The organism is Pseudomonas taeanensis MS-3, assembly GCF_000498575.2.
GTDB classification, from domain to species: Bacteria; Pseudomonadota; Gammaproteobacteria; order Pseudomonadales; family Pseudomonadaceae; genus Aquipseudomonas; species Aquipseudomonas taeanensis.
The window spans coordinates 236,971-254,434 of sequence record NZ_AWSQ01000003.1 but is presented as its reverse complement, the minus strand read 5'-3'; the positions used below and the strand labels follow the sequence as shown (position 1 = coordinate 254,434).

The window sequence follows — 17,464 nt, the reverse complement described above, 5'->3', positions numbered from 1 at the left end:
AGAGTAGGTCATCGTCAAGCGTCTAATACCAAAACCCCCGATCAGGAAACTGATCGGGGGTTTTTCTTTGTGCCTAATAATGCTCACGGTGTTGTGGCTTAATGAGGTCGGCACCAACCGCTGTTTGAGTGTGCCACTACATGGTCAGGCTGTGGGCAGGATGGAATATCTATTTCGAATACCGGATTGCCGGTACTCAAATAGTTTTCATACAGCCTGATCAAGTGGCTTTTTGCTGACAGATTTCAGTCACCGCGATACTCGCATCCGCTGGTACAGGTCTCGTGGATGCGGATGCGCGAAAGTTCAGGCAGAAGAGGTTTGAGCTGCTGCCAGATCCACTTCGCGATGACTTCGCTGGTAGGGTTTTCCAGGCCAGGAATCTCGTTCAGGTAGTTATGGTCTAGTTGTTCATAAAGCGGCTTGAAGATCGCTTTTATTTCAGAAAAATCACGAATCCAGCCGGTGTAGGGATCAACCTCACCTTCTATGTAGACGGCTACGCGAAACGAATGGCCATGCAACCGTCCACATTTATGCCCTTCGGGCACATGAGGAAGTCGGTGTGCGGCCTCGAACATAAATTCTTTGAACAGTTCCAAGGCATTTCTCTCTGAAAGTTCGTTGCTGCGAACAGCGATCTGATAATAGGGGATCTTACCAGTTCAGGTGGCGCTTTAACCAACGTGAGGGGAGGGGGCGGCACTGCTACGTTACGAAGGCCTCCAAGGAGGCGGCGCGCTATAGGCAGTTCGTCTTCTCACTTGCTCTTGCCATTGACCTGATTTCGCTCATGTCGATAAACGCTGACGGCCTGATAAACCGCCTTTCTCAAGCGATTAATTCCTCCGATGGGGCGGTGATCGGGTAGCGAGTGCCAGGGATTGAAGGACAGGTTGTCGCAGAATAAATTTTGCTCAGTGCTATCAAAGTCTTGAGCAGGTAGCTGGATGGTGGCCACCGTTTCAAAAGGAGAGAAGGTCTGGTCCCATTCCACGCTGGGGTCTTCTATCGGCATGTAGTGTGCTGGGTCTTGCCGTTGAATTTGTAGGGCAAAGCAGGCGGGTGCACGATCGAGCGAGAGCTGTCGGTGTAGCGCACTGCGCAGGAAGTTCGGAAGGTCATGATTGGTAGCCGGCAATTCATACGTCGGGCAGTTCTCTGGCGCCGGAATGACTCGATACTTGATGTTGTATGGACCAAATTTGAAAGGCGCGATGGAGTTGTAGCTGGTTGCAACCGGGCTCTCGGGGGCGGGCGCCAAGGTTTTCAGGGCAATAATCAAATGGCGGACTTCCCAGTCACGTGGATCCCAGCCCGGGAAGAAAGCCAGCATTTTTTTGCCATCAGCTTGTTCGGAAAAATTACTTTTGTATTCGGCAACGTCGCGCACGAAGAACGTGGGGTGGTTGAACATCACGAAGTCTTGTTCGGTCGCGTGTTGAGAGCCATCGATGAGCTTTTCGCCCGGCACATCGAGAAGTTTGATGGCCATGCCGCGGGCATCACGAATACGGTCGAATTGTGGGTAGGCGTTGCCATTGGACAAGCGCATCCAGGCTTGCCATGTTTTCCCCGGTTCGCTAAATACGCCATGCTGGAGGTTGCTGTCGAGATCGGACAGCACGGTTACCTGCGCTCTTACGCACCCGTGAGCTTTTGCGTGGGCGTCACGCAGGACCCGGGTGTTATCACGGTGTTGCTCGACGACACGGATAGCATCTTCGATGATGCTTTGCGTGAGGGCCGCTTCACCTGGGGGAATTTGCTCCTCACTGTTGACTGGCCCAGAGAATTTCCAACTGTAGTAGGCCGTACCCACACCCAAGCTGACGAGGCCTACTGCCAACAGAAGTAGCAGTAGTTTTCCGAAAAAACGGCCGAGCCAGAGCCAGAGTCGTTTGAACATTGAGCAAGTCCTTGTGGTTATTGTTATAGCTGAGTTCTGCCTTGGTTCCTGCGCGTCAGCCCGCGACTGAATGGGGCTTGCTTAACTCTGGCACTTGGGGCCGGGATTCCAGGGCTTTGCCTTGATCGGCGCGAGCTGTTTTTCGAGTTCCACATTACCCAATACCTTGAGGTACTCAATCAGCGCCCAGCGTTCTTCGGGTTGCAGCGAGCGTCCAATCACGCCCTCATCGCGGCAGCCTGCTCTGAACTCATGACCGCGGTTGCTGTTACCGGTAATCGTGGTATCGAATAAAAAACCACCGGGGAACTGCTCACTGTTGAAGCCGACTTGTTTGGGGTTGAACTCGAAATTACCGACCCAGAACTGTGTCTGTCGTTCTGAAACGGGTGACAGAAGTTGAAAAAGCGTGGGCACGGAGCCGTTGTGCAGAAATGGGGGGGTTGCCCAGATACCGTGCAGCGGCCGGGCTTTGTAGCCGCGCTTTTCTTGCACACCGATAGGCAAACCGTAGCCATCCATACGCCAGCGTTCGCGGGGCTGGATGCCGGCGTCCTGATAGGCACGGTTTTCCACGTAGGCTGTCACATAGGCCAAGCCTTTTGCGCTGGAAATACTGCGTGGATCAACGTCATCGACTGTCGAACCGAAGAGCCGAACATCCAGCTTGCTTAACTCGGTGTTAGTCCAGCCTAGTTTGCTGATATCGAAGCGATGGTCGGCGATATTGTCAGCGGTAGTGGGATCCGTACCGACGATGCGGGTCGGCACAATACGCATGCGCCATTCTGGGTCGCGCGCCGGTGCCAGCCGTTCATTTCTGGGTTTAGGGTCTGGGGCATGGCAATAGGCGCAATTCTCGCTAAACAAGGCACGTCCCTGACTGGCAAGTTGCAGGTCAATGTCGCCGAAGATCTGCTCTGGCCAGTAGGGCGGTTTTAACTGTTTGAGGGTTTCTTCGAGGGTGTATAAATCTCGTAGACGCACGCTGGAAGCATAGCGCTCGGCTTCTGCTACCGGCTGGCCGTTCGCTTCGATAAGGCGTAGCGTCGCGCCAACACCTAGGGCTTCGCCAACATTGCGCGCCATGGGTTGCATAGCAGAGCCGTTCCACTGTACCCAGTCGAACTTCCAGATGTCCCAGACTTGCGGGTAACTTACAGGGGCGTTGGCTTTGCGGTAGTTACTGGGGTCGATGGCATCACCGAACACACTGTTAGCGATGCGTCCAAAGGCATCGGTCCTGCCAAAGCCTTCTTCGGTCGGATAGAGACCGCGGTGCCAGTCGTTATAGGCTGTGCCTAACAGGCGATCGAGGACGACTTTAAAGTCATGGCGCAGTCGATCGCGTCCCTCGGCGTAGTTCTCGGCAAGCACCTCTTTGGCGAAACGCCTGAACTTCAAGGGGTTGTAGTAGGTGAACGCCATACTCATGCCAAGTGATTGGCCAAAGCTGCCGCCTCTTAGGGTTGGTACGGTCGACGCGAGAGAGTGCAGGGCTGACCCTCCGTCGATCCGAATGGCCTGTCCTTTGTAGCGCAACTCACCGGTGTGGCAAGCCGCGCAACTGATATCCAGATACTGAATGCCTGTCTCTTTGTCCTCATGCCGAGCAAAACCCACCGGCAGATTCGCGGGATTACGCTCAGAAGGCTGTTGCTGAGGGTCGACCAGAAAGCCAAAGCGGGCCAGGTAGTCCGGGGTAGCGAATTTACTTGTGCCAAGGGGTAATTCGAGGGCACTGAACCAGTCGTAGCGCAAACCTTTGACTTGGGTCCCTTGTGGGGTGTAGTAGAAGGTCTGGCGCTCTTCATCGCTCCATTGAGCAAGATAATGGAGCTTCTCGGGTTTCTGGTAGGTCGGTAGGTCGGGATAGGCGATAAAGTACAGACCGATGGCCAACCCAGTAATCAGTATCCCCAGAGTCCCATACAGGACGCGACGGAGTGTAGACATCTGACACTTCCTTGTAGCGCTTTTATTTGCCTGACTTTATGCCAAGTCAAAAGGCTAATGGCAAGCTGCCATTGGCTCGCACCTAGAAATCCGCACACTACCTTTGTGAATTGCTTACAGCTGAGGGGCTGGGCAGGGGGCGGTTCTTCACGGTTTGTGGATGAGTCGCCTCAGGATGTACTCGTGCGGTTGGAACTCATGGCTCATTACTTTTCTAATGAATAGCCTTCGATCAAGACGCCGAGATGCGTTTGATGCCGTAGTTGTCCATCGAGAGTCAGGAGCGAGTACATGCATCCCTTTGAGGCCGAGAAACCACCGCAGCTGGCCATTTTGCTCGGCTATGTCGGTCTGCTCCCCTTTGTCAGTGGCGCGCTGGGGATCTGGGTGATTCCAGTTGGCTGGCGGCCCTTCGTATTAGCGGCATTGTTGGATTATGCAGCCGTGACACTGGCTTTTATGGGGGCCGTTCACTGGGGGCTGGCGATGCGAGCGCAGGTAACCGATGAGCGTGCGCAGGTGCAGTTGGGGTTGTCGGTGATAGCCCCCCTGCTCGGGTGGCTGGCAATTGCCGACGCTTTGCCTATGGGATTGGCCTTACCAATACTTTTGCTGGCATTCGTGGTTCTTCATTTTGCTGACCTGATGGCCGTTAAATTGAATTTGGCGCCGCGTTGGTACCCGAGCTTGCGTACGCCGCTAACGATCATCGTCACACTGAGCCTGTTGCTGGCGTGGACCAGCGTGTTGTTTGAATGACTTTAGCCATTCGCTGACGCAAACAAGTGCCTGCTTGCGACGAGCCGGCCAGCCTCCCTGAATGCATTGAAACGGTTGCTGATGGCGCTGCAACCAGCGCTCGCAGTCCTGGTAGAAAGCGAGGCGTTGCGCCAGTTCTGGCTGACAACGTTGGCCATCGTCGACCCAGGGTACAGCAACTGGGTCGAGCAGTAAGTGCAGGTGGTAATCGCGCCTGAGCAGCTCGTCCTCTATCCAGGGAGGGCAGTCGCCAAATAGCTCGCGACTCCAGAGCAGGTTACTCAGCAGGTGAGTGTCGAGAATTAGCAGTGTTGGGCACGCAGCGCGCGCTGCATCTTCCCAGGCAAGCTGACCACGTGCGATCTCTGGAATATCGGCGTAGCAGGTGTCACGTTGTTCACGCTCGATAAAGTGGCGCACATATTCGCCAACGATGTGACCGCCAAAGACGGACTGGACTTCCTTCGCCAGCCAGCTTTTGCCGCTGGACTCCGGACCGGTAAGTACTAGTACTTTCATGAGGTCGTCAGAGCGGGATCACGGCGCCAGGTCAGCCAACCGCTAATCGCCAGCAGGGTGAAGAGTGCATACAGGCCTGCAGTCAGATACAGCATTTGTTGCACGAACAGCGCAACAAAGAGCAGATCGAGCGCTATCCATAGCGGCCAGCACTCGACACGTTTTTGCGCCATCCATACTTGCGCGACCAGGCTGAATGCGCTGAGCGCGGCATCGAACCATGGGGCGGCAGCATCTGTGAAACTAGCCATCAGATAGCCCAGGCCAAGGGCTCCTAAGGTGCCGATCAGTAGACTGAGCAGTAAGCCTTGGGCGCTAAGGCTGCTCACCTGGACCCCTTGGTGCTGTTGACCGCCTTGTGTCCACTGCCACCAGCCATAGAGCTGCAAGGCCGCGTAGACGAATTGCAGCAGCATGTTCGAATAGAGTTTTCCTTCAAAGAAGATCCAGCCGTAGAGCGACACCATGACCAGGCCTATCGGCCAGCACCATCGATTTTGCTGCACAGTTAGCCAGACCGCCCAGACACCGAGAGCGGAAGCAAATAGTTCTAAGAAAGACATGGGTTTCCCACAAATAAGAATTCAGTCTGGACAGACAATAAAGGGCGCTGATTGTAGCTGCTGTGGTTGAGACGGTCGCGGTTCCGGCAAGGAAAAACGTCTCTGCAACTCAAGAGCAATGCCGATGCGGGATATATCCAAGGCTTCAAACCCGCCGAATGGCGCCTCTTCTGTAGGGCAGGGGAGCGCCGACCCTAGCAAGCCAAACTATCGGCTTGGCGATAGAGCGCTAGCAGTTTACGGGTGATGGTTTGCTGGATATCGTCGCGCTCGAAGGAAGACAGGCGGGTGAGGCGATTGACCTGCAGTCGATGCAGGTGGATATAAGGCATGTGCTGGTCGAACTCGCGCAAATCCCCCTTCATCATGATCGGCAGGAATACGTCGCCGAGTTTTTTCTGATTGCTGATGATTTGCGCCAGCGCCTGCTTGAATGGCATGGTTTTCGGTGTCGGTCCACCTTCCTTGATCTGCGTGGTCAGCAGCAAGCCAGGCTTGCCCAGTACTACGCCGGGAAGCACGCAGAGTCCGGTCTTACGCACGGCCAGCGCCTCGATGCCGTGGAGGGTGTCGTGAAAGGCGTAAGGGTTCGGTAGCACGACCATCTTGCGGCCGAGGTCGCTGGGAAAATGCAGGTTGTAGTTGGTGTAGAGCTGGCGCACCGATTCTGAATAGACGCACAGGCGGTTCTCAAATAGCGTAATGAAACGCTCGGCCAGCTCGCGTCGGGCCATGCTGTCCATATCCCAGATCAGGTCCTGATTCTGTGGCCGGCTGAGGTCGACTTCCTGATGCTCCATGTTACTCATTCATTTCCCCCGCACACGAAACGGTCCTCGCAGTCTATTCATCTGTTCAGATTGTGTCGAAACGTTGGATGGCTACAGTCGAGAGTTTCGCGGTAAACGCCTTGTTCTAGGTCAGTCCGGAAACATGGTTGACAGTATGGTTGATATCTCTGAGCCCATGCGATTGTTATAGCGTGGAGTTGACGAGGGGATTACTCAAGCCGCTCAGACTGTGTCGTAATTGGGGCATTTGCGCCAGCCGTACCTCACTGGCAAAAGGCCAATGAGACCGTGCCGTCTTAAGATTGCGTTGTCGGCGCAGGACTACCCCTGAGAGCCTCCTGAGTCTCCGCGATCAATTATGTGGTGCTTTGAGGGCGTAGCTTAGTTGCTCATGGACCCGTCCCGAGGGGGTAATTGAGCCTGTTTATCTGGTAGCATCTCGGCGCTTCGGACGAACCTGAAGCATCTGGCTTTTTCTTTGCCGTAAAACTTGTGTTGTGGTTTGAGTCCAAGACCAACCCGGTACTTAATTGGCACGTATTTCTCGCGCGGAGCTTGCTTCGCGCGCTATAGGAGTTTGGATGGACCTTTGGACTGCCGTACAGGCATTGATCTTGGGGATTGTCGAAGGCATCACTGAGTTCTTGCCGATCTCCAGCACGGGCCACCAAATCATAGTTGCGGATCTCATCGACTTTGGTGGTGAGCGGGCAATCGCCTTCAATATCATCATTCAACTGGGGGCTATTCTTGCGGTGGTCTGGCAGTACCGACGCAAGATTCTCGACGTGCTGATGGGGCTGCCGACAGAACGACCGGCGCAACGATTCACCGGCAATCTGTTGATCGCCGTCATTCCTGCGGTGATTCTCGGGGTGACCTTCGCAGATCTGATTCATGAGTACCTGTTCAATCCCATCACCGTCGCAGGGGCGCTGGTGGTGGGCGGTGTAATCATGTTGTGGGCCGAAAGACGCGATCATGTGGTGAGCGCCGAAATTGTCGACGAGATGAGCTGGAAGCAGGCACTCAAGATCGGGTTAGCCCAGTGCCTGGCGATGATTCCCGGAACCTCGCGTTCCGGCGCGACAATTATCGGCGGTCTGTTGTTCGGTTTGTCGCGTAAGGCCGCCACAGAGTTTTCCTTCTTTCTGGCGATGCCTACGATGGTCGGTGCGGCGGTGTATTCGGGCTACAAATACCGTGAGTTGTTTCAGCCGGAAGATCTGCCGGTGTTCGCTCTCGGCTTTGTCATCTCATTTATCTTCGCCATGATCGCCGTACGCGCGTTGCTCAAGTTTATCGGTAACCACAGCTATGCGGCATTCGCGTGGTACCGCATCGGCTTTGGTCTGCTGATTCTGCTGACCTGGCAACTTCAACTGATTGACTGGAGCACGGCCCAAGGCTGAAGGTTGCGGCTGTATTCGTGAGATTGATTAAAGGCGCGCTATATAGCGCGCCTTTGTCATAGTAACGCCTGGTAATGGAGGCGTTTATGGATCTGCTTGAGCACCAGTTACTTGAGGTCAACGGCATTACGCTGAGCCTTTACAGCTGCGGCCCTCTAGATGGGCGGCCAGTATGGCTGTTGCATGGCTTTCCTGAGTGTTGGCATTCCTGGCGCCAGCAGATCGCTCCGCTGGCTGCGGCCGGGTACCGGGTGTTGATTCCGGAAATGCGCGGCTATGGACAAAGCAGTGCACCGCGTGAGCCGTCAGCCTATGACCTGATTACCGTGTGTGGTGATATCCAGGCGGCGATGGACGCCCTTGGCCAGCGTGAAGTTTGTGTGGTCGGGCATGATTGGGGGGCACCGATAGCCTGGCACCTGGCGCTGCTCGAACCGCAGCGGGTGAAAGCGCTGGCTGGTATGGCCGTGCCCTTTGGGGGGCGGCCTAAACAACCTGCGATAGACATCATCCGGCAGCTGTATGCCGAGCGTTTTCACTACATCCTGCATTTCCAGCAACCCGGAGTGGCCGAGCTGGAGATGGATGCGGATATCCCCCGTACCTTGCGGATGATGATGCACAACACATCGGCCGTCGTACCCAAGGATTTCTTCCTGCAGGACAAACCCGTTGGCGCCACGCTGTTTGCAGGTATGCAAGATCCCCTAACACTGCCGGACTGGTGCGATGAGCAGGCATTTGACGAGTACGTGAAGACGTTCGCCGGCCGCGGTTTCTATGGTGCGCTTAACTGGTACCGCAACTTTGAGCGCAACTGGCAACGTACTGAGTCATTTGCCGGACGACAGATCGAGCAGCCGGCGCTGTTTCTGCTAGGCGATAAGGACCCGGTTGGCACCCTGGAGGCCTATACCCTCAAGCAGATGCCCAAGCGAGTGCCGCGCCTGGAGCAGCATCTGTTGAGCGATTGCGGGCACTGGATTCAGAACGAGCAGGCCGAGCAGGTTAACCAGCATTTGCTGGGCTTCTGCAGTCGTCACTACCCTGCTTGAAACCATCAAATGCCCCTAGAATGCTGCTTTTTGTAGCAGGAGTGGACATGCGATGGAGCAGCAGGGGTTGTTGAAACGCTGGAACGATGAGCAAGGCTTTGGCTTTATTCAGCCGCTACAAGGCGGCGCGGAAGTGTTTGCGCATATATCGGCGATGCGTGGCGACCGGCGGCCTGTGTCCGGTGACAGGGTGATGTATATCGCCAGCAAGGATGGTCGGAGCCGATTGCGCGCCGAGCATGTACGTGTAGCAGGAAGCCTGGCGCTCGACCAGTCAGCTATTCGAACCAAGCCAAAATCGTTAGAAATGCCAGTTGCCAGGGCGCGCAAGCCCAAGAAAACTTCATCGAGGCGCGAGTCCATGGGGCCGGTGAAAAACCTCGCGTTGAAACTGCTGGTATTAACCCTGTTGTGCAGCCTGCCGTTGAGTGGTGCCATTCAGTTGCTGCTGGATTCGGGATTCATTTGGGCACTGGCAGTCTACCCTGTGGCGAGTGTAATCAGCTTCGTGCAGTACTGGCAGGACAAGGCCAGCGCACAAAAGGGGCGCTGGCGAACGTCGGAGAACGCCTTGCATTTTTTCGAGCTGCTGGGCGGCTGGCCGGGCGCTTTGCTTGCTCAACAGTGCTTTCGCCATAAAACCCGCAAAGTTTCTTTTCAGTTACTGTTCTGGATGATTGTCGCGGCGCATCAGGCGTTTTGGCTCGACTGGTTACTGTTGGACGGCACCTATTTCACTGAGTTTGTGCGTGTGGCGCTGCCGCATTAAGATCGTCAGAGATCGAGTAGTAAACCGGGTTGCAGGCGTTTAGGTAGCTTGCGCACCACCAGTTGGTGCGAATGAGTCAGCAACTCGCGCAGTTCGTCATCGCCGATGGACAGATGCGCGCAATTCATGCTGATCCAGTGTGCCCGTGCCAGATACGGCGCCGGACGAATGCCAGGGCGGTCTACAAAGCCCAGAAACAGGTCACTGTCGACTTTGAAGGCTAGGTCATGACCGAGGAAGTTGAGGATGGCGAACATCTTGTTTTCGGCCACGGAGAACACCTGGTTGTTGCCCCATTTGAAGTCCTCACGAGCCCCGGGCAGTTGCAGGCAGAATTCCGCTATCTCATGTTGCTTCATGTGCATTCACCCTTGTCGCGAGTACTCAGGCTAACTTAGCAGAGCATAGGCTTGGCGATTGGCTAGAGCAGCAGTAGGTCGGCGTTGAACACTCGGCTCAGATATTTGATCCCTTGTCCGCTACCGACATGCAACCCGGCAAATGGCCACTCGCCAAGTTGCTCGCGGTCGTCTGAACGGATCGCTGCGAGTGAAAAAAAGCCTGCTATCGAGCAGGCTTTTTCCTGGAGGCTGACCCTGGGCAGAGTCACCGTTGGCGGTGCCTCAGACGACTACGCCCTGGCTGCGCAGATAGTCGTCGTAGGTGCCGCTGAAGTCGATCACGCCGCTGGCGGACAGTTCGATGATGCGGGTTGCCAGCGAGGAGACAAACTCGCGGTCATGGCTGACGAAGATCAGCGTGCCCGGATAGTTTTCCAGTGCCAGGTTGAGCGCCTCGATGGACTCCATGTCCAGGTGATTGGTCGGTTCGTCCATGATCAGCACGTTGGGTTTTTGCAGGATCAGCTTGCCGAACAGCATGCGCCCTTGCTCGCCGCCGGAGATCACTTTCACCGATTTGAGAATTTCGTCGTTGGAGAACAGCATGCGTCCCAGGGTGCCGCGAACCAGCTGTTCGCCGCCCTGGGTCCAGCGGCCCATCCATTCGAACAGGGTGGCTTCGTCTTCGAAGTCCGACGCGTGGTCCTGGGCGTAGTAGCCGATTTCAGCGGCGTCGGTCCATTTTACCGTACCTGCGTCAGGGCTCAGTTCATTGACCAGGGTGCGCAGCAGGGTGGTCTTGCCGATGCCGTTGGGGCCGATGATCGCCACGCGCTCGCCGGCTTCGACGGTGAAACTGAAGTCCTTGAACAGGGGCTTGCCGTCGAAGCCTTTGGCCATGCCGTCGACTATAACGGCCTGACGGTGCAGCTTCTTGGTTTGCTCGAAGCGGATAAAGGGGCTGACCCGGCTCGAAGGCTTGACTTCTGCCAGTTGGATCTTGTCGATCTGCTTGGCGCGCGAGGTAGCCTGCTTGGCTTTCGAGGCGTTGGCCGAGAAGCGGCTGACGAACGATTGCAGTTCGCTGATCTGCGCCTTCTTCTTGGCGTTGTCCGAGAGCAGCTGCTCGCGTGACTGGGTGGCGACCGTCATGTACTCGTCATAGTTGCCCGGGAAGAGGCGCAGTTCGCCGTAATCCAGGTCAGCCATGTGGGTGCACACGCTGTTGAGGAAGTGTCTATCGTGGGAAATGATGATCATCAGGCTGTTGCGCTGAGTCAGCACGTTTTCCAGCCAGCGGATGGTGTTGATGTCCAGGTGGTTGGTTGGCTCATCCAGCAGCAATACTTCCGGGTCGGAGAACAGCGCCTGGGCCAGCAATACGCGCAGCTTCCAACCTGGAGAAACTTCGCTCATTGGGCCGAAATGCTGCTCGATACCTATACCCAGGCCGAGCAGCAATTCACCGGCGCGGGATTCGGCCGTGTAGCCGTCCATTTCCGCGAACTCGGTTTCCAGCTCGGCCACCGCCATGCCGTCTTCTTCGGTCATCTCGGCCAGTGAGTAGATGCGGTCGCGCTCGGCTTTAACTTTCCACAGTTCTTCATGGCCCATGATCACGGTATCGATCACGTTGAATTCTTCGTAGGCGAACTGATCCTGGCGCAACTTACCCAGGCGCACGTTCGGCTCCAGCATCACCTGCCCGCCAGAGGGCTCCAGGTCGTCGCCGAGGATCTTCATGAAGGTCGACTTGCCGCAGCCGTTAGCGCCGATCAGGCCATAACGGTTGCCGGCGCCAAACTTGACGGAAACGTTCTCGAACAGTGGCTTGGCGCCGAACTGCATGGTGATGTTAGCGGTAGAAATCAAGACGGTTATCCCGGAACGCAGTGGCGCTTTCGCGCAAAAGGGCGCGATTGTAGCGGTTTAGCAGGCGCAAGGGCAGTTCCAGAGATGGACGGATGTGTACAGGTGCTTTCAACGCGTGGCTAGAGCATCGACACGACAGGCCGACAAGACGCAACAGATAAAACTGCGGACGAATATTAACTGCAAGCCGCTCGGCAAAATATAGGGGGGATGACGCGCTGCAGGCTGGTCGAGCCCAGTAATGTTGGGTTCAGTCGCGGTAGAACACCTGCACCAGGTGATAGCCGAACTTGCTTTTAACCGGGCCATGCACCTCGCGCAGTGGCTTCTTGAAAATTACCTGGTCGATTACCCCCACCATTTGTCCGGGCCGCACCTCGCCCAGGTCGCCGCCGCGCTTGCCGGATGGGCAAGTAGAGAACTTGCGCGCCAGCACGTCGAAGGCTTCGCCAGCGGCGATACGTTTTTTCAAGGCAGCGGCTTCGGCTTCGGTTTTCACCAGAATGTGGCGTGCCATAGCTTTGGCCATGGGCGGTTCCTCACAGGAGCGGAGCGCACATTGTGCCAGTATTAGCGCACTCGTTGAAAATTCGCGGACTGCAGTGAGCATTGCCGCGAACCCACAGTAAGATTGGCCTAACTTCATACACCATTGCCTTACGGGATTATGCTCGATGGATATCCAACCCATGCTGAAAGTCCTGGCCAGCCAGGACGGTTCCGATCTTTATCTGTCTACCGGTGCGCCGCCCTGCGCCAAGTTCAATGGCGTGCTCAAGGCGCTCAGCGCCGAGCCGCTTAAGGCCGGCGAGGTGGCAGCAGTCGCCGATGCGATCATGGATAGCGCGCAGCGCGAAGAGTTCGAGCGGGAGCTGGAGATGAACCTGGCGATCTCCGTGGCGGGCGTTGGACGCTTTCGTATCAATATCTTCAAGCAGCGCAATGAGGTCTCCATTGTCGCGCGCAACATCAAGCTGGATATTCCCAAGTTCGAAGACTTGAAACTGCCCGAAGTGCTACTCAAGACGGTGATGGAAAAACGCGGTCTGGTGTTGTTCGTCGGCGGCACCGGCTCGGGCAAGTCGACTTCCCTGGCGGCGCTGATCGACTACCGTAACCGCAACAGTGGGGGCCATATCATCACCATCGAAGATCCGGTGGAGTACGTACACCGGCACAAGAAATCGATCATCAATCAGCGCGAAGTGGGTGTGGATACCCGCAGTTTCCACGCCGCCTTGAAAAACACCCTGCGTCAGGCGCCGGACGTGATCCTGATCGGTGAAATTCGTGATCGCGAGACCATGGAACACGCCCTGGCTTTTGCCGACACCGGGCACCTGGCGATCTCCACGTTGCACGCCAATAACGCCAACCAGGCATTGGACCGTATCATCAATTTTTTCCCGGAAGACCGCCGGCCGCAGCTGCTCAACGATCTGGGCAACAACCTCAAGGCCTTTGTCTCCCAACGCCTGGTGAAAACCACTGACGGCAAACGTCGCGCCGCCGTGGAAGTGTTATTGGGTACGCCAACCATCCGTGATTTGATCAAGCGCAACGAGTTTGCCGAGATCAAGGAGATCATGGAGAAGTCCAAGAACCTTGGCATGCAGACCTTCGATCAGGCCCTTATCGACTTGGTCCACGAAGGCGCTATCGATGAAGATGAGGCGGTGAAAAATGCCGACTCGGCGAATAATGTTCGCCTCAAACTCAAGCTGTACAAGGACAACCCGGCTGCTGCGGTTCCAGCCGCTCAAGCCACTGCCGTGCCGAGGGCCGCGCCAGAGCCTGTTGCTGCCGCGCCTGGTTGGGGAGGAGAGTTGACGCTCGAGGATATCGCTGAAGAGGAAGTTTCTGAAAATCCGGGCCGCACGGGGATCTGATCAAGGTAATGGCTCGGAGATTTGCCGCTCCCCGGGTTTCTGGTTTAAGGGTAAACGAGCCCGAAAACGCCGACAGAGTGGCGCGCTTGACGTTGAGCAATCCAAAAGACAATAACTAAGGAATCACTATGCTAGGGAATGTGGGGTTGTTGGCCGGTTTGGCCTTGTTGATATTCATGGCTTTACGTGGCGCCAATATATTTATTGCCGCCTTGGTGTGCGCTTCGGTAGTGGCGCTGACTAACGGTTTATCGCTTCCTCAAGCGCTGCTCGAGTATTTCCCTTTTGGCCCGCTGGGGGCTTTCTCCTTCGCCGGCAAGTTCTTCGTCTTGTTTCTCTGTGGCGCTATATTTGGCAAGGTCATGGCGGCCAGCCAGGCGGCCAGCAGCATTGCGCAGGCGATTACGCGCAGCCTGGGCACCCGCCGCACGTTGTGGGTGACCATGTTGGTGTGTGCCGTGCTGACCTATGGCGGTGTGGTGGTGTTTGTGGTGATTTTCACCATGTATCCACTGGGCATTTCCTTGATGCGCGAGGCCAACCTGCCCAAGCGCCTGTTCTGTGCCGCCACCGCCTTGGGCGCCGGCACGTTCACCATGACGGCGTTGCCAGGCACTCCGTCGATTCATAATGTGATCGCCGCCAGTGCCTTGGGCACCGACCTGTTTGCCGGAGCCTGGATCGGATTGCTGGCCAGCGCGTTGATGATTGCCCTGGGTATGGCTTATGTGCAGCGCGAGTGGCGACTGGCCTCGCATCGCGGCGAAGGATTTGATGCCAATGCGCAGGATTTGCGTATGGAGCAAATGGCGGGTGTGCCGGGCTCAGGTCCGCATTGGGGGCTGGCCGTGGTGCCGATTCTGGTGGTGCTGGGCATCATCCTGCTGCCGCGTTTATTGTTGCTCAGTGGCCTAACGCTCACCGAACAGGGAGTGCTGAGGGCGCTTGTGGGCTTTAGTCAGCAACAGCCAATCCTCTGGCCGAGTCTGGCATTGGTGATGGCCACGGTTGTTGCGGTATTGCTGTTTCCCGGTTTGCGGCGCAATACGGTCGCGGTGCTGGGGCAGGGCGCCGACGATGCGATCATGCCGCTGTTGAACACTGCAGCGGTGATTGGGTTTGGTGGTGTGGTCACCCAGACAGCAGGCTTTAGTCAGTTCTCCCAGTGGATATTGACCGTGGATTTACCGCCGCTGTTGTCGATTTTTGTCTCGGTCAGCGTAGTGTCGGGGATTGTGGGCTCGGCATCAGGCGGCTTGCAGATTTTTATGCAAACCCTGGCGCCTAAATACCTGGAAATGGGTGTTGAGCCTGAAGTACTGCACCGCATTGCCAATATCGCCGCGGGTGGGCTGGACTCTCTGCCGCATTGTGGCGCTGTGATTGCCATGTTGATGATCATGGGGCTGACCCACAAGCAGGCCTACAAGGATATGTTCGTGGTGACGGTGCTGATACCGGTAATTGCCGTATTGTGCTGTATAGCAGTCTTGAGCGTGATCTGAACTATCCTGCGCGTGGGTGAAGTGCAGGTGTTCGCGCCCAGAATATTCAGGTCATGATGCAACCACCTGTGTTGTTCACTCTACAGGTGGCGGCCGTTCTAGCCGGTTGACTGGACTGGCCGGAATGCTGGACCGTCGACACCGGCCGCAGCCCAGCGGTCAAGGCACAATCAACCTGGTTCATGCAGAATCGCGCGTAGACGGTATTTGTCAGCGCGGCCGGTTTGACCGATCATATTGGTAAGTATTTACCTTTGCTCACCTACAGTTGCATGTACTATCAGGGTGTTTTTCCCCGAATTGTGAACAACAAAGCCTATTTCAGATTTCAGCAGTTGTAGCGCTGCGGCAAAAGTCGCTTTGCCTGGAAGCGATCAATAAGGTGCGGGGACGGGTATAGGATTTATCAGAGGAGTTGAGATGAGCGAGATGTTGTCCATTCACCATGACTTGGCCGGTCATCAATTCGAGACCACAGTGGATGGTGATCGTGCTTACCTGGCCTATATGGACCTGGGGAAGCAGACCTTGGACATTTATCGCACTTTCGTTCCGAACACGTTGCGTGGTCGTGGAATTGCGGCGGCCTTGACTGAGCATGCCTTGCAGTACTCCGAGCGCATGGGCTACACCGTGATTCCTTCGTGCTCTTATGTGGAACGCTACATGGAGCGGCGGCAGCGGCATACTGCCAAAGGCTAAGAGCGCTTGAATGAAAACGCCGGGCATTGCCCGGCGTTTTCATTTGCCTCGACGCTTAGGCGCGATGACGTTGTGGCAGCACGTCCTTGAGTTTGGCGTGCATGCCGCGCAGGGTTTTCTCGGTGCTGTCCCAGTCGATGCAGGCATCGGTGATAGACACCCCGTATTTCATCTGGGCGAGATCCTTGGGGATCGACTGATTGCCCCAGCCCAGGTGACTTTCTACCATCAGGCCGACGATCGACTGATTGCCTTCGAGGATCTGGTTGGCGACGTTGTCCATCACCAGCGGTTGCAGGGCCGGGTCCTTATTCGAGTTGGCGTGGCTGCAATCGACCATGATGTTCGGCCGAATGCCAGCTTTGGTCAGTTCCTGCTCGCAGACTGCCACGCTGACCGAATCGTAGTTGGGCTTGCCGTTGCCGCCGCGCAGTACCACGTGACCATAGGCATTGCCCTTGGTGGTGACGATGGAGACGCCGCCTTCCTGGTTGATACCCAGGAAACGGTGGGGGCTGGACACCGATTGCAGCGCATTGATCGCTACGGTCAGGCCACCATCGGTGCCGTTCTTGAAGCCAACCGCCGAGGACAGGCCTGAGGCCATTTCGCGGTGGGTCTGCGATTCGGTGGTGCGTGCGCCGATGGCCGACCAACTGATCAGGTCCTGCAGGTACTGCGGGGAAATCGGATCGAGTGCTTCGGTGGCGGTCGGCAGGCCCATTTCGGCCAGGTCGCGTAACAGCTGACGACCGATATGCAGGCCATCCTGGATCTTGAACGAGTCATCCAGGTAGGGGTCGTTGATCAAGCCTTTCCAGCCGACCGTGGTGCGCGGCTTCTCGAAGTACACGCGCATAACCAGGTACAGGGTGTCCGACACTTCGGCCGCGAGCACTTTCAGACGCTCGGCATACTCGTGGGCAGCCTTGATGTCGTGAATAGAGCAGGGGCCTACTACCACGAACAAGCGATGGTCTTTGCCATCGAGAATGTCGCGAATCACCTGACGCCCCGAGGAGACGGTGTGCAGCGCCGCATCGGACAGCGGAATCTCGCGTTTGAGTTGCTCGGGGGTGATCAGGGTTTCGTTGGAGGCAACGTTAAGGTCATCGATCGGTAAATCAGCCATCGTGCTTTTCATCAGGTCAGTGTCGTCAGGTCACGGGTGCCGGCCGCCAGCGATCCCCGTGTGGCGGAGCACAGCATTATGAGCACAGCGGGGAAGCAGAACCTTAGCGCGTTACAGGCGGGCTCGACAATGGGGCAGGGGCTGTTAAATCGGGTAGAAAGCAGAGAAACGGCAAGTTCAGGCGGGTATTACAGCGTGCCCGTCTCGATATAAAGGTACTACCTGCTGGGCAGTAGTCGAATAGTTTTTGCTAGCGGGCATCACTCCAGAGTAACGATCCGGGGCTCCGA

The 17,464-nt window shown here is 56.3% G+C and carries 17 protein-coding genes; 7 read left to right on the top strand and 10 right to left on the bottom strand.

Features of this window, described 5'->3' with window-relative positions; translation table 11 throughout:
* Positions 1 to 245: 245 nt before the first annotated feature.
* The 3 genes from queD to TMS3_RS13650 form a co-directional block, all read right to left on the bottom strand.
* Positions 246 to 602, bottom strand: a complete 357-nt coding sequence (queD, locus tag TMS3_RS13660; protein WP_025165838.1) for a 6-carboxytetrahydropterin synthase QueD — start codon at positions 600 to 602, stop codon at positions 246 to 248.
* Positions 603 to 760: 158 nt separating this feature from the next.
* The gene (locus TMS3_RS13655) at positions 761 to 1,909 is read right to left on the bottom strand and encodes a catalase family protein (protein ID WP_025165837.1); all 1,149 of its coding nucleotides are present in this window, start codon (positions 1,907 to 1,909) and stop codon (positions 761 to 763) included.
* An 81-nt stretch (positions 1,910 to 1,990) separates the two neighbouring features.
* Positions 1,991 to 3,865 carry a di-heme-cytochrome C peroxidase gene (locus TMS3_RS13650; protein WP_025165836.1) on the bottom strand — a complete coding sequence of 625 codons (1,875 nt, stop codon included), beginning with the start codon at positions 3,863 to 3,865 and terminating at the stop codon, positions 1,991 to 1,993.
* Positions 3,866 to 4,156: 291 nt separating this feature from the next.
* On the opposite strand from TMS3_RS13650, the gene TMS3_RS13645 reads away from it, so the two are divergent.
* Positions 4,157 to 4,624, top strand: a complete 468-nt coding sequence (locus tag TMS3_RS13645; protein ID WP_025165835.1) for a DUF3429 domain-containing protein — start codon at positions 4,157 to 4,159, stop codon at positions 4,622 to 4,624.
* Here TMS3_RS13645 and TMS3_RS13640 read toward each other — a convergent pair.
* The 3 genes from TMS3_RS13640 to TMS3_RS13630 all read right to left on the bottom strand — a co-directional run bounded on the left by TMS3_RS13640 (position 4,565) and on the right by TMS3_RS13630 (position 6,515).
* The gene (locus TMS3_RS13640; protein WP_025165834.1) at positions 4,565 to 5,143 is read right to left on the bottom strand and encodes an AAA family ATPase; all 579 of its coding nucleotides are present in this window, start codon (positions 5,141 to 5,143) and stop codon (positions 4,565 to 4,567) included. The genes TMS3_RS13645 and TMS3_RS13640 overlap by 60 nt on opposite strands.
* The gene (pnuC, locus tag TMS3_RS13635) at positions 5,140 to 5,706 is read right to left on the bottom strand and encodes a nicotinamide riboside transporter PnuC (protein WP_025165833.1); all 567 of its coding nucleotides are present in this window, start codon (positions 5,704 to 5,706) and stop codon (positions 5,140 to 5,142) included. The genes TMS3_RS13640 and pnuC overlap by 4 nt, the downstream gene beginning before the upstream one ends.
* A gap of 194 nt (positions 5,707 to 5,900) precedes the next feature.
* Complete coding sequence (locus TMS3_RS13630; protein ID WP_025165832.1) at positions 5,901 to 6,515, bottom strand: hypothetical protein; 615 nt, start codon at positions 6,513 to 6,515, stop codon at positions 5,901 to 5,903.
* A gap of 563 nt (positions 6,516 to 7,078) precedes the next feature.
* On the opposite strand from TMS3_RS13630, the gene TMS3_RS13625 reads away from it, so the two are divergent.
* The 3 genes from TMS3_RS13625 to TMS3_RS13615 all read left to right on the top strand — a co-directional run bounded on the left by TMS3_RS13625 (position 7,079) and on the right by TMS3_RS13615 (position 9,733).
* Positions 7,079 to 7,909 carry an undecaprenyl-diphosphate phosphatase gene (locus tag TMS3_RS13625; RefSeq protein ID WP_025165831.1) on the top strand — a complete coding sequence of 277 codons (831 nt, stop codon included), beginning with the start codon at positions 7,079 to 7,081 and terminating at the stop codon, positions 7,907 to 7,909.
* Positions 7,910 to 7,995: 86 nt separating this feature from the next.
* Complete coding sequence (locus tag TMS3_RS13620) at positions 7,996 to 8,964, top strand: alpha/beta fold hydrolase (RefSeq protein WP_025165830.1); 969 nt, start codon at positions 7,996 to 7,998, stop codon at positions 8,962 to 8,964.
* A 52-nt stretch (positions 8,965 to 9,016) separates the two neighbouring features.
* Positions 9,017 to 9,733 carry a DUF1294 domain-containing protein gene (locus tag TMS3_RS13615; RefSeq protein WP_025165829.1) on the top strand — a complete coding sequence of 239 codons (717 nt, stop codon included), beginning with the start codon at positions 9,017 to 9,019 and terminating at the stop codon, positions 9,731 to 9,733.
* Positions 9,734 to 9,738: 5 nt separating this feature from the next.
* On the opposite strand, the gene TMS3_RS13610 is transcribed toward TMS3_RS13615, so the two are convergent.
* The 3 genes from TMS3_RS13610 to TMS3_RS13600 all read right to left on the bottom strand — a co-directional run bounded on the left by TMS3_RS13610 (position 9,739) and on the right by TMS3_RS13600 (position 12,475).
* Positions 9,739 to 10,092, bottom strand: coding sequence for an MmcQ/YjbR family DNA-binding protein (locus TMS3_RS13610; RefSeq protein ID WP_025165828.1), 354 nt, complete (start codon positions 10,090 to 10,092; stop codon positions 9,739 to 9,741).
* Positions 10,093 to 10,356: 264 nt separating this feature from the next.
* On the bottom strand, positions 10,357 to 11,946 hold the full coding sequence (locus tag TMS3_RS13605) for an ABC-F family ATPase (RefSeq protein ID WP_083491761.1): 1,590 nt from the start codon (positions 11,944 to 11,946) through the stop codon (positions 10,357 to 10,359).
* Between the two features lie 250 nt (positions 11,947 to 12,196).
* Positions 12,197 to 12,475 (bottom strand): peptidylprolyl isomerase, encoded by a 279-nt coding sequence (locus TMS3_RS13600; protein ID WP_025165826.1) that lies wholly within the window; start codon positions 12,473 to 12,475, stop codon positions 12,197 to 12,199.
* Between the two features lie 145 nt (positions 12,476 to 12,620).
* On the opposite strand from TMS3_RS13600, the gene TMS3_RS13595 reads away from it, so the two are divergent.
* The 3 genes from TMS3_RS13595 to TMS3_RS13585 all read left to right on the top strand — a co-directional run bounded on the left by TMS3_RS13595 (position 12,621) and on the right by TMS3_RS13585 (position 16,042).
* On the top strand, positions 12,621 to 13,835 hold the full coding sequence (locus tag TMS3_RS13595) for a PilT/PilU family type 4a pilus ATPase (protein WP_025165825.1): 1,215 nt from the start codon (positions 12,621 to 12,623) through the stop codon (positions 13,833 to 13,835).
* Between the two features lie 128 nt (positions 13,836 to 13,963).
* Positions 13,964 to 15,340 (top strand): GntP family permease, encoded by a 1,377-nt coding sequence (locus tag TMS3_RS13590; RefSeq protein WP_025165824.1) that lies wholly within the window; start codon positions 13,964 to 13,966, stop codon positions 15,338 to 15,340.
* A 420-nt stretch (positions 15,341 to 15,760) separates the two neighbouring features.
* The gene (locus TMS3_RS13585) at positions 15,761 to 16,042 is read left to right on the top strand and encodes a GNAT family N-acetyltransferase (RefSeq protein WP_025165823.1); all 282 of its coding nucleotides are present in this window, start codon (positions 15,761 to 15,763) and stop codon (positions 16,040 to 16,042) included.
* Between the two features lie 55 nt (positions 16,043 to 16,097).
* On the opposite strand, the gene TMS3_RS13580 is transcribed toward TMS3_RS13585, so the two are convergent.
* A complete protein-coding gene (locus tag TMS3_RS13580; protein WP_025165822.1) occupies positions 16,098 to 17,174 on the bottom strand; it encodes a 3-deoxy-7-phosphoheptulonate synthase in 1,077 nt (358 codons plus the stop codon).
* Positions 17,175 to 17,464 lie beyond the last annotated feature (290 nt).

Coding starts and splice junctions, on each gene's coding strand:
- TMS3_RS13595 (WP_025165825.1), top strand. CDS start 12,621: ATGGATATCCAACCCATGCTGAAAGTCCTGGCCAGCCAGGACGGTTCC.
- TMS3_RS13590 (WP_025165824.1), top strand. CDS start 13,964: ATGCTAGGGAATGTGGGGTTGTTGGCCGGTTTGGCCTTGTTGATATTC.
- TMS3_RS13630 (WP_025165832.1), bottom strand. CDS start 6,515: ATGAGTAACATGGAGCATCAGGAAGTCGACCTCAGCCGGCCACAGAAT.
- TMS3_RS13645 (WP_025165835.1), top strand. CDS start 4,157: ATGCATCCCTTTGAGGCCGAGAAACCACCGCAGCTGGCCATTTTGCTC.
- TMS3_RS13585 (WP_025165823.1), top strand. CDS start 15,761: ATGAGCGAGATGTTGTCCATTCACCATGACTTGGCCGGTCATCAATTC.
- TMS3_RS13615 (WP_025165829.1), top strand. CDS start 9,017: ATGGAGCAGCAGGGGTTGTTGAAACGCTGGAACGATGAGCAAGGCTTT.
- TMS3_RS13600 (WP_025165826.1), bottom strand. CDS start 12,475: ATGGCCAAAGCTATGGCACGCCACATTCTGGTGAAAACCGAAGCCGAA.
- TMS3_RS13655 (WP_025165837.1), bottom strand. CDS start 1,909: ATGTTCAAACGACTCTGGCTCTGGCTCGGCCGTTTTTTCGGAAAACTA.
- TMS3_RS13580 (WP_025165822.1), bottom strand. CDS start 17,174: ATGGCTGATTTACCGATCGATGACCTTAACGTTGCCTCCAACGAAACC.
- TMS3_RS13620 (WP_025165830.1), top strand. CDS start 7,996: ATGGATCTGCTTGAGCACCAGTTACTTGAGGTCAACGGCATTACGCTG.
- TMS3_RS13640 (WP_025165834.1), bottom strand. CDS start 5,143: ATGAAAGTACTAGTACTTACCGGTCCGGAGTCCAGCGGCAAAAGCTGG.
- TMS3_RS13625 (WP_025165831.1), top strand. CDS start 7,079: ATGGACCTTTGGACTGCCGTACAGGCATTGATCTTGGGGATTGTCGAA.
- pnuC (WP_025165833.1), bottom strand. CDS start 5,706: ATGTCTTTCTTAGAACTATTTGCTTCCGCTCTCGGTGTCTGGGCGGTC.
- TMS3_RS13650 (WP_025165836.1), bottom strand. CDS start 3,865: ATGTCTACACTCCGTCGCGTCCTGTATGGGACTCTGGGGATACTGATT.
- TMS3_RS13610 (WP_025165828.1), bottom strand. CDS start 10,092: ATGAAGCAACATGAGATAGCGGAATTCTGCCTGCAACTGCCCGGGGCT.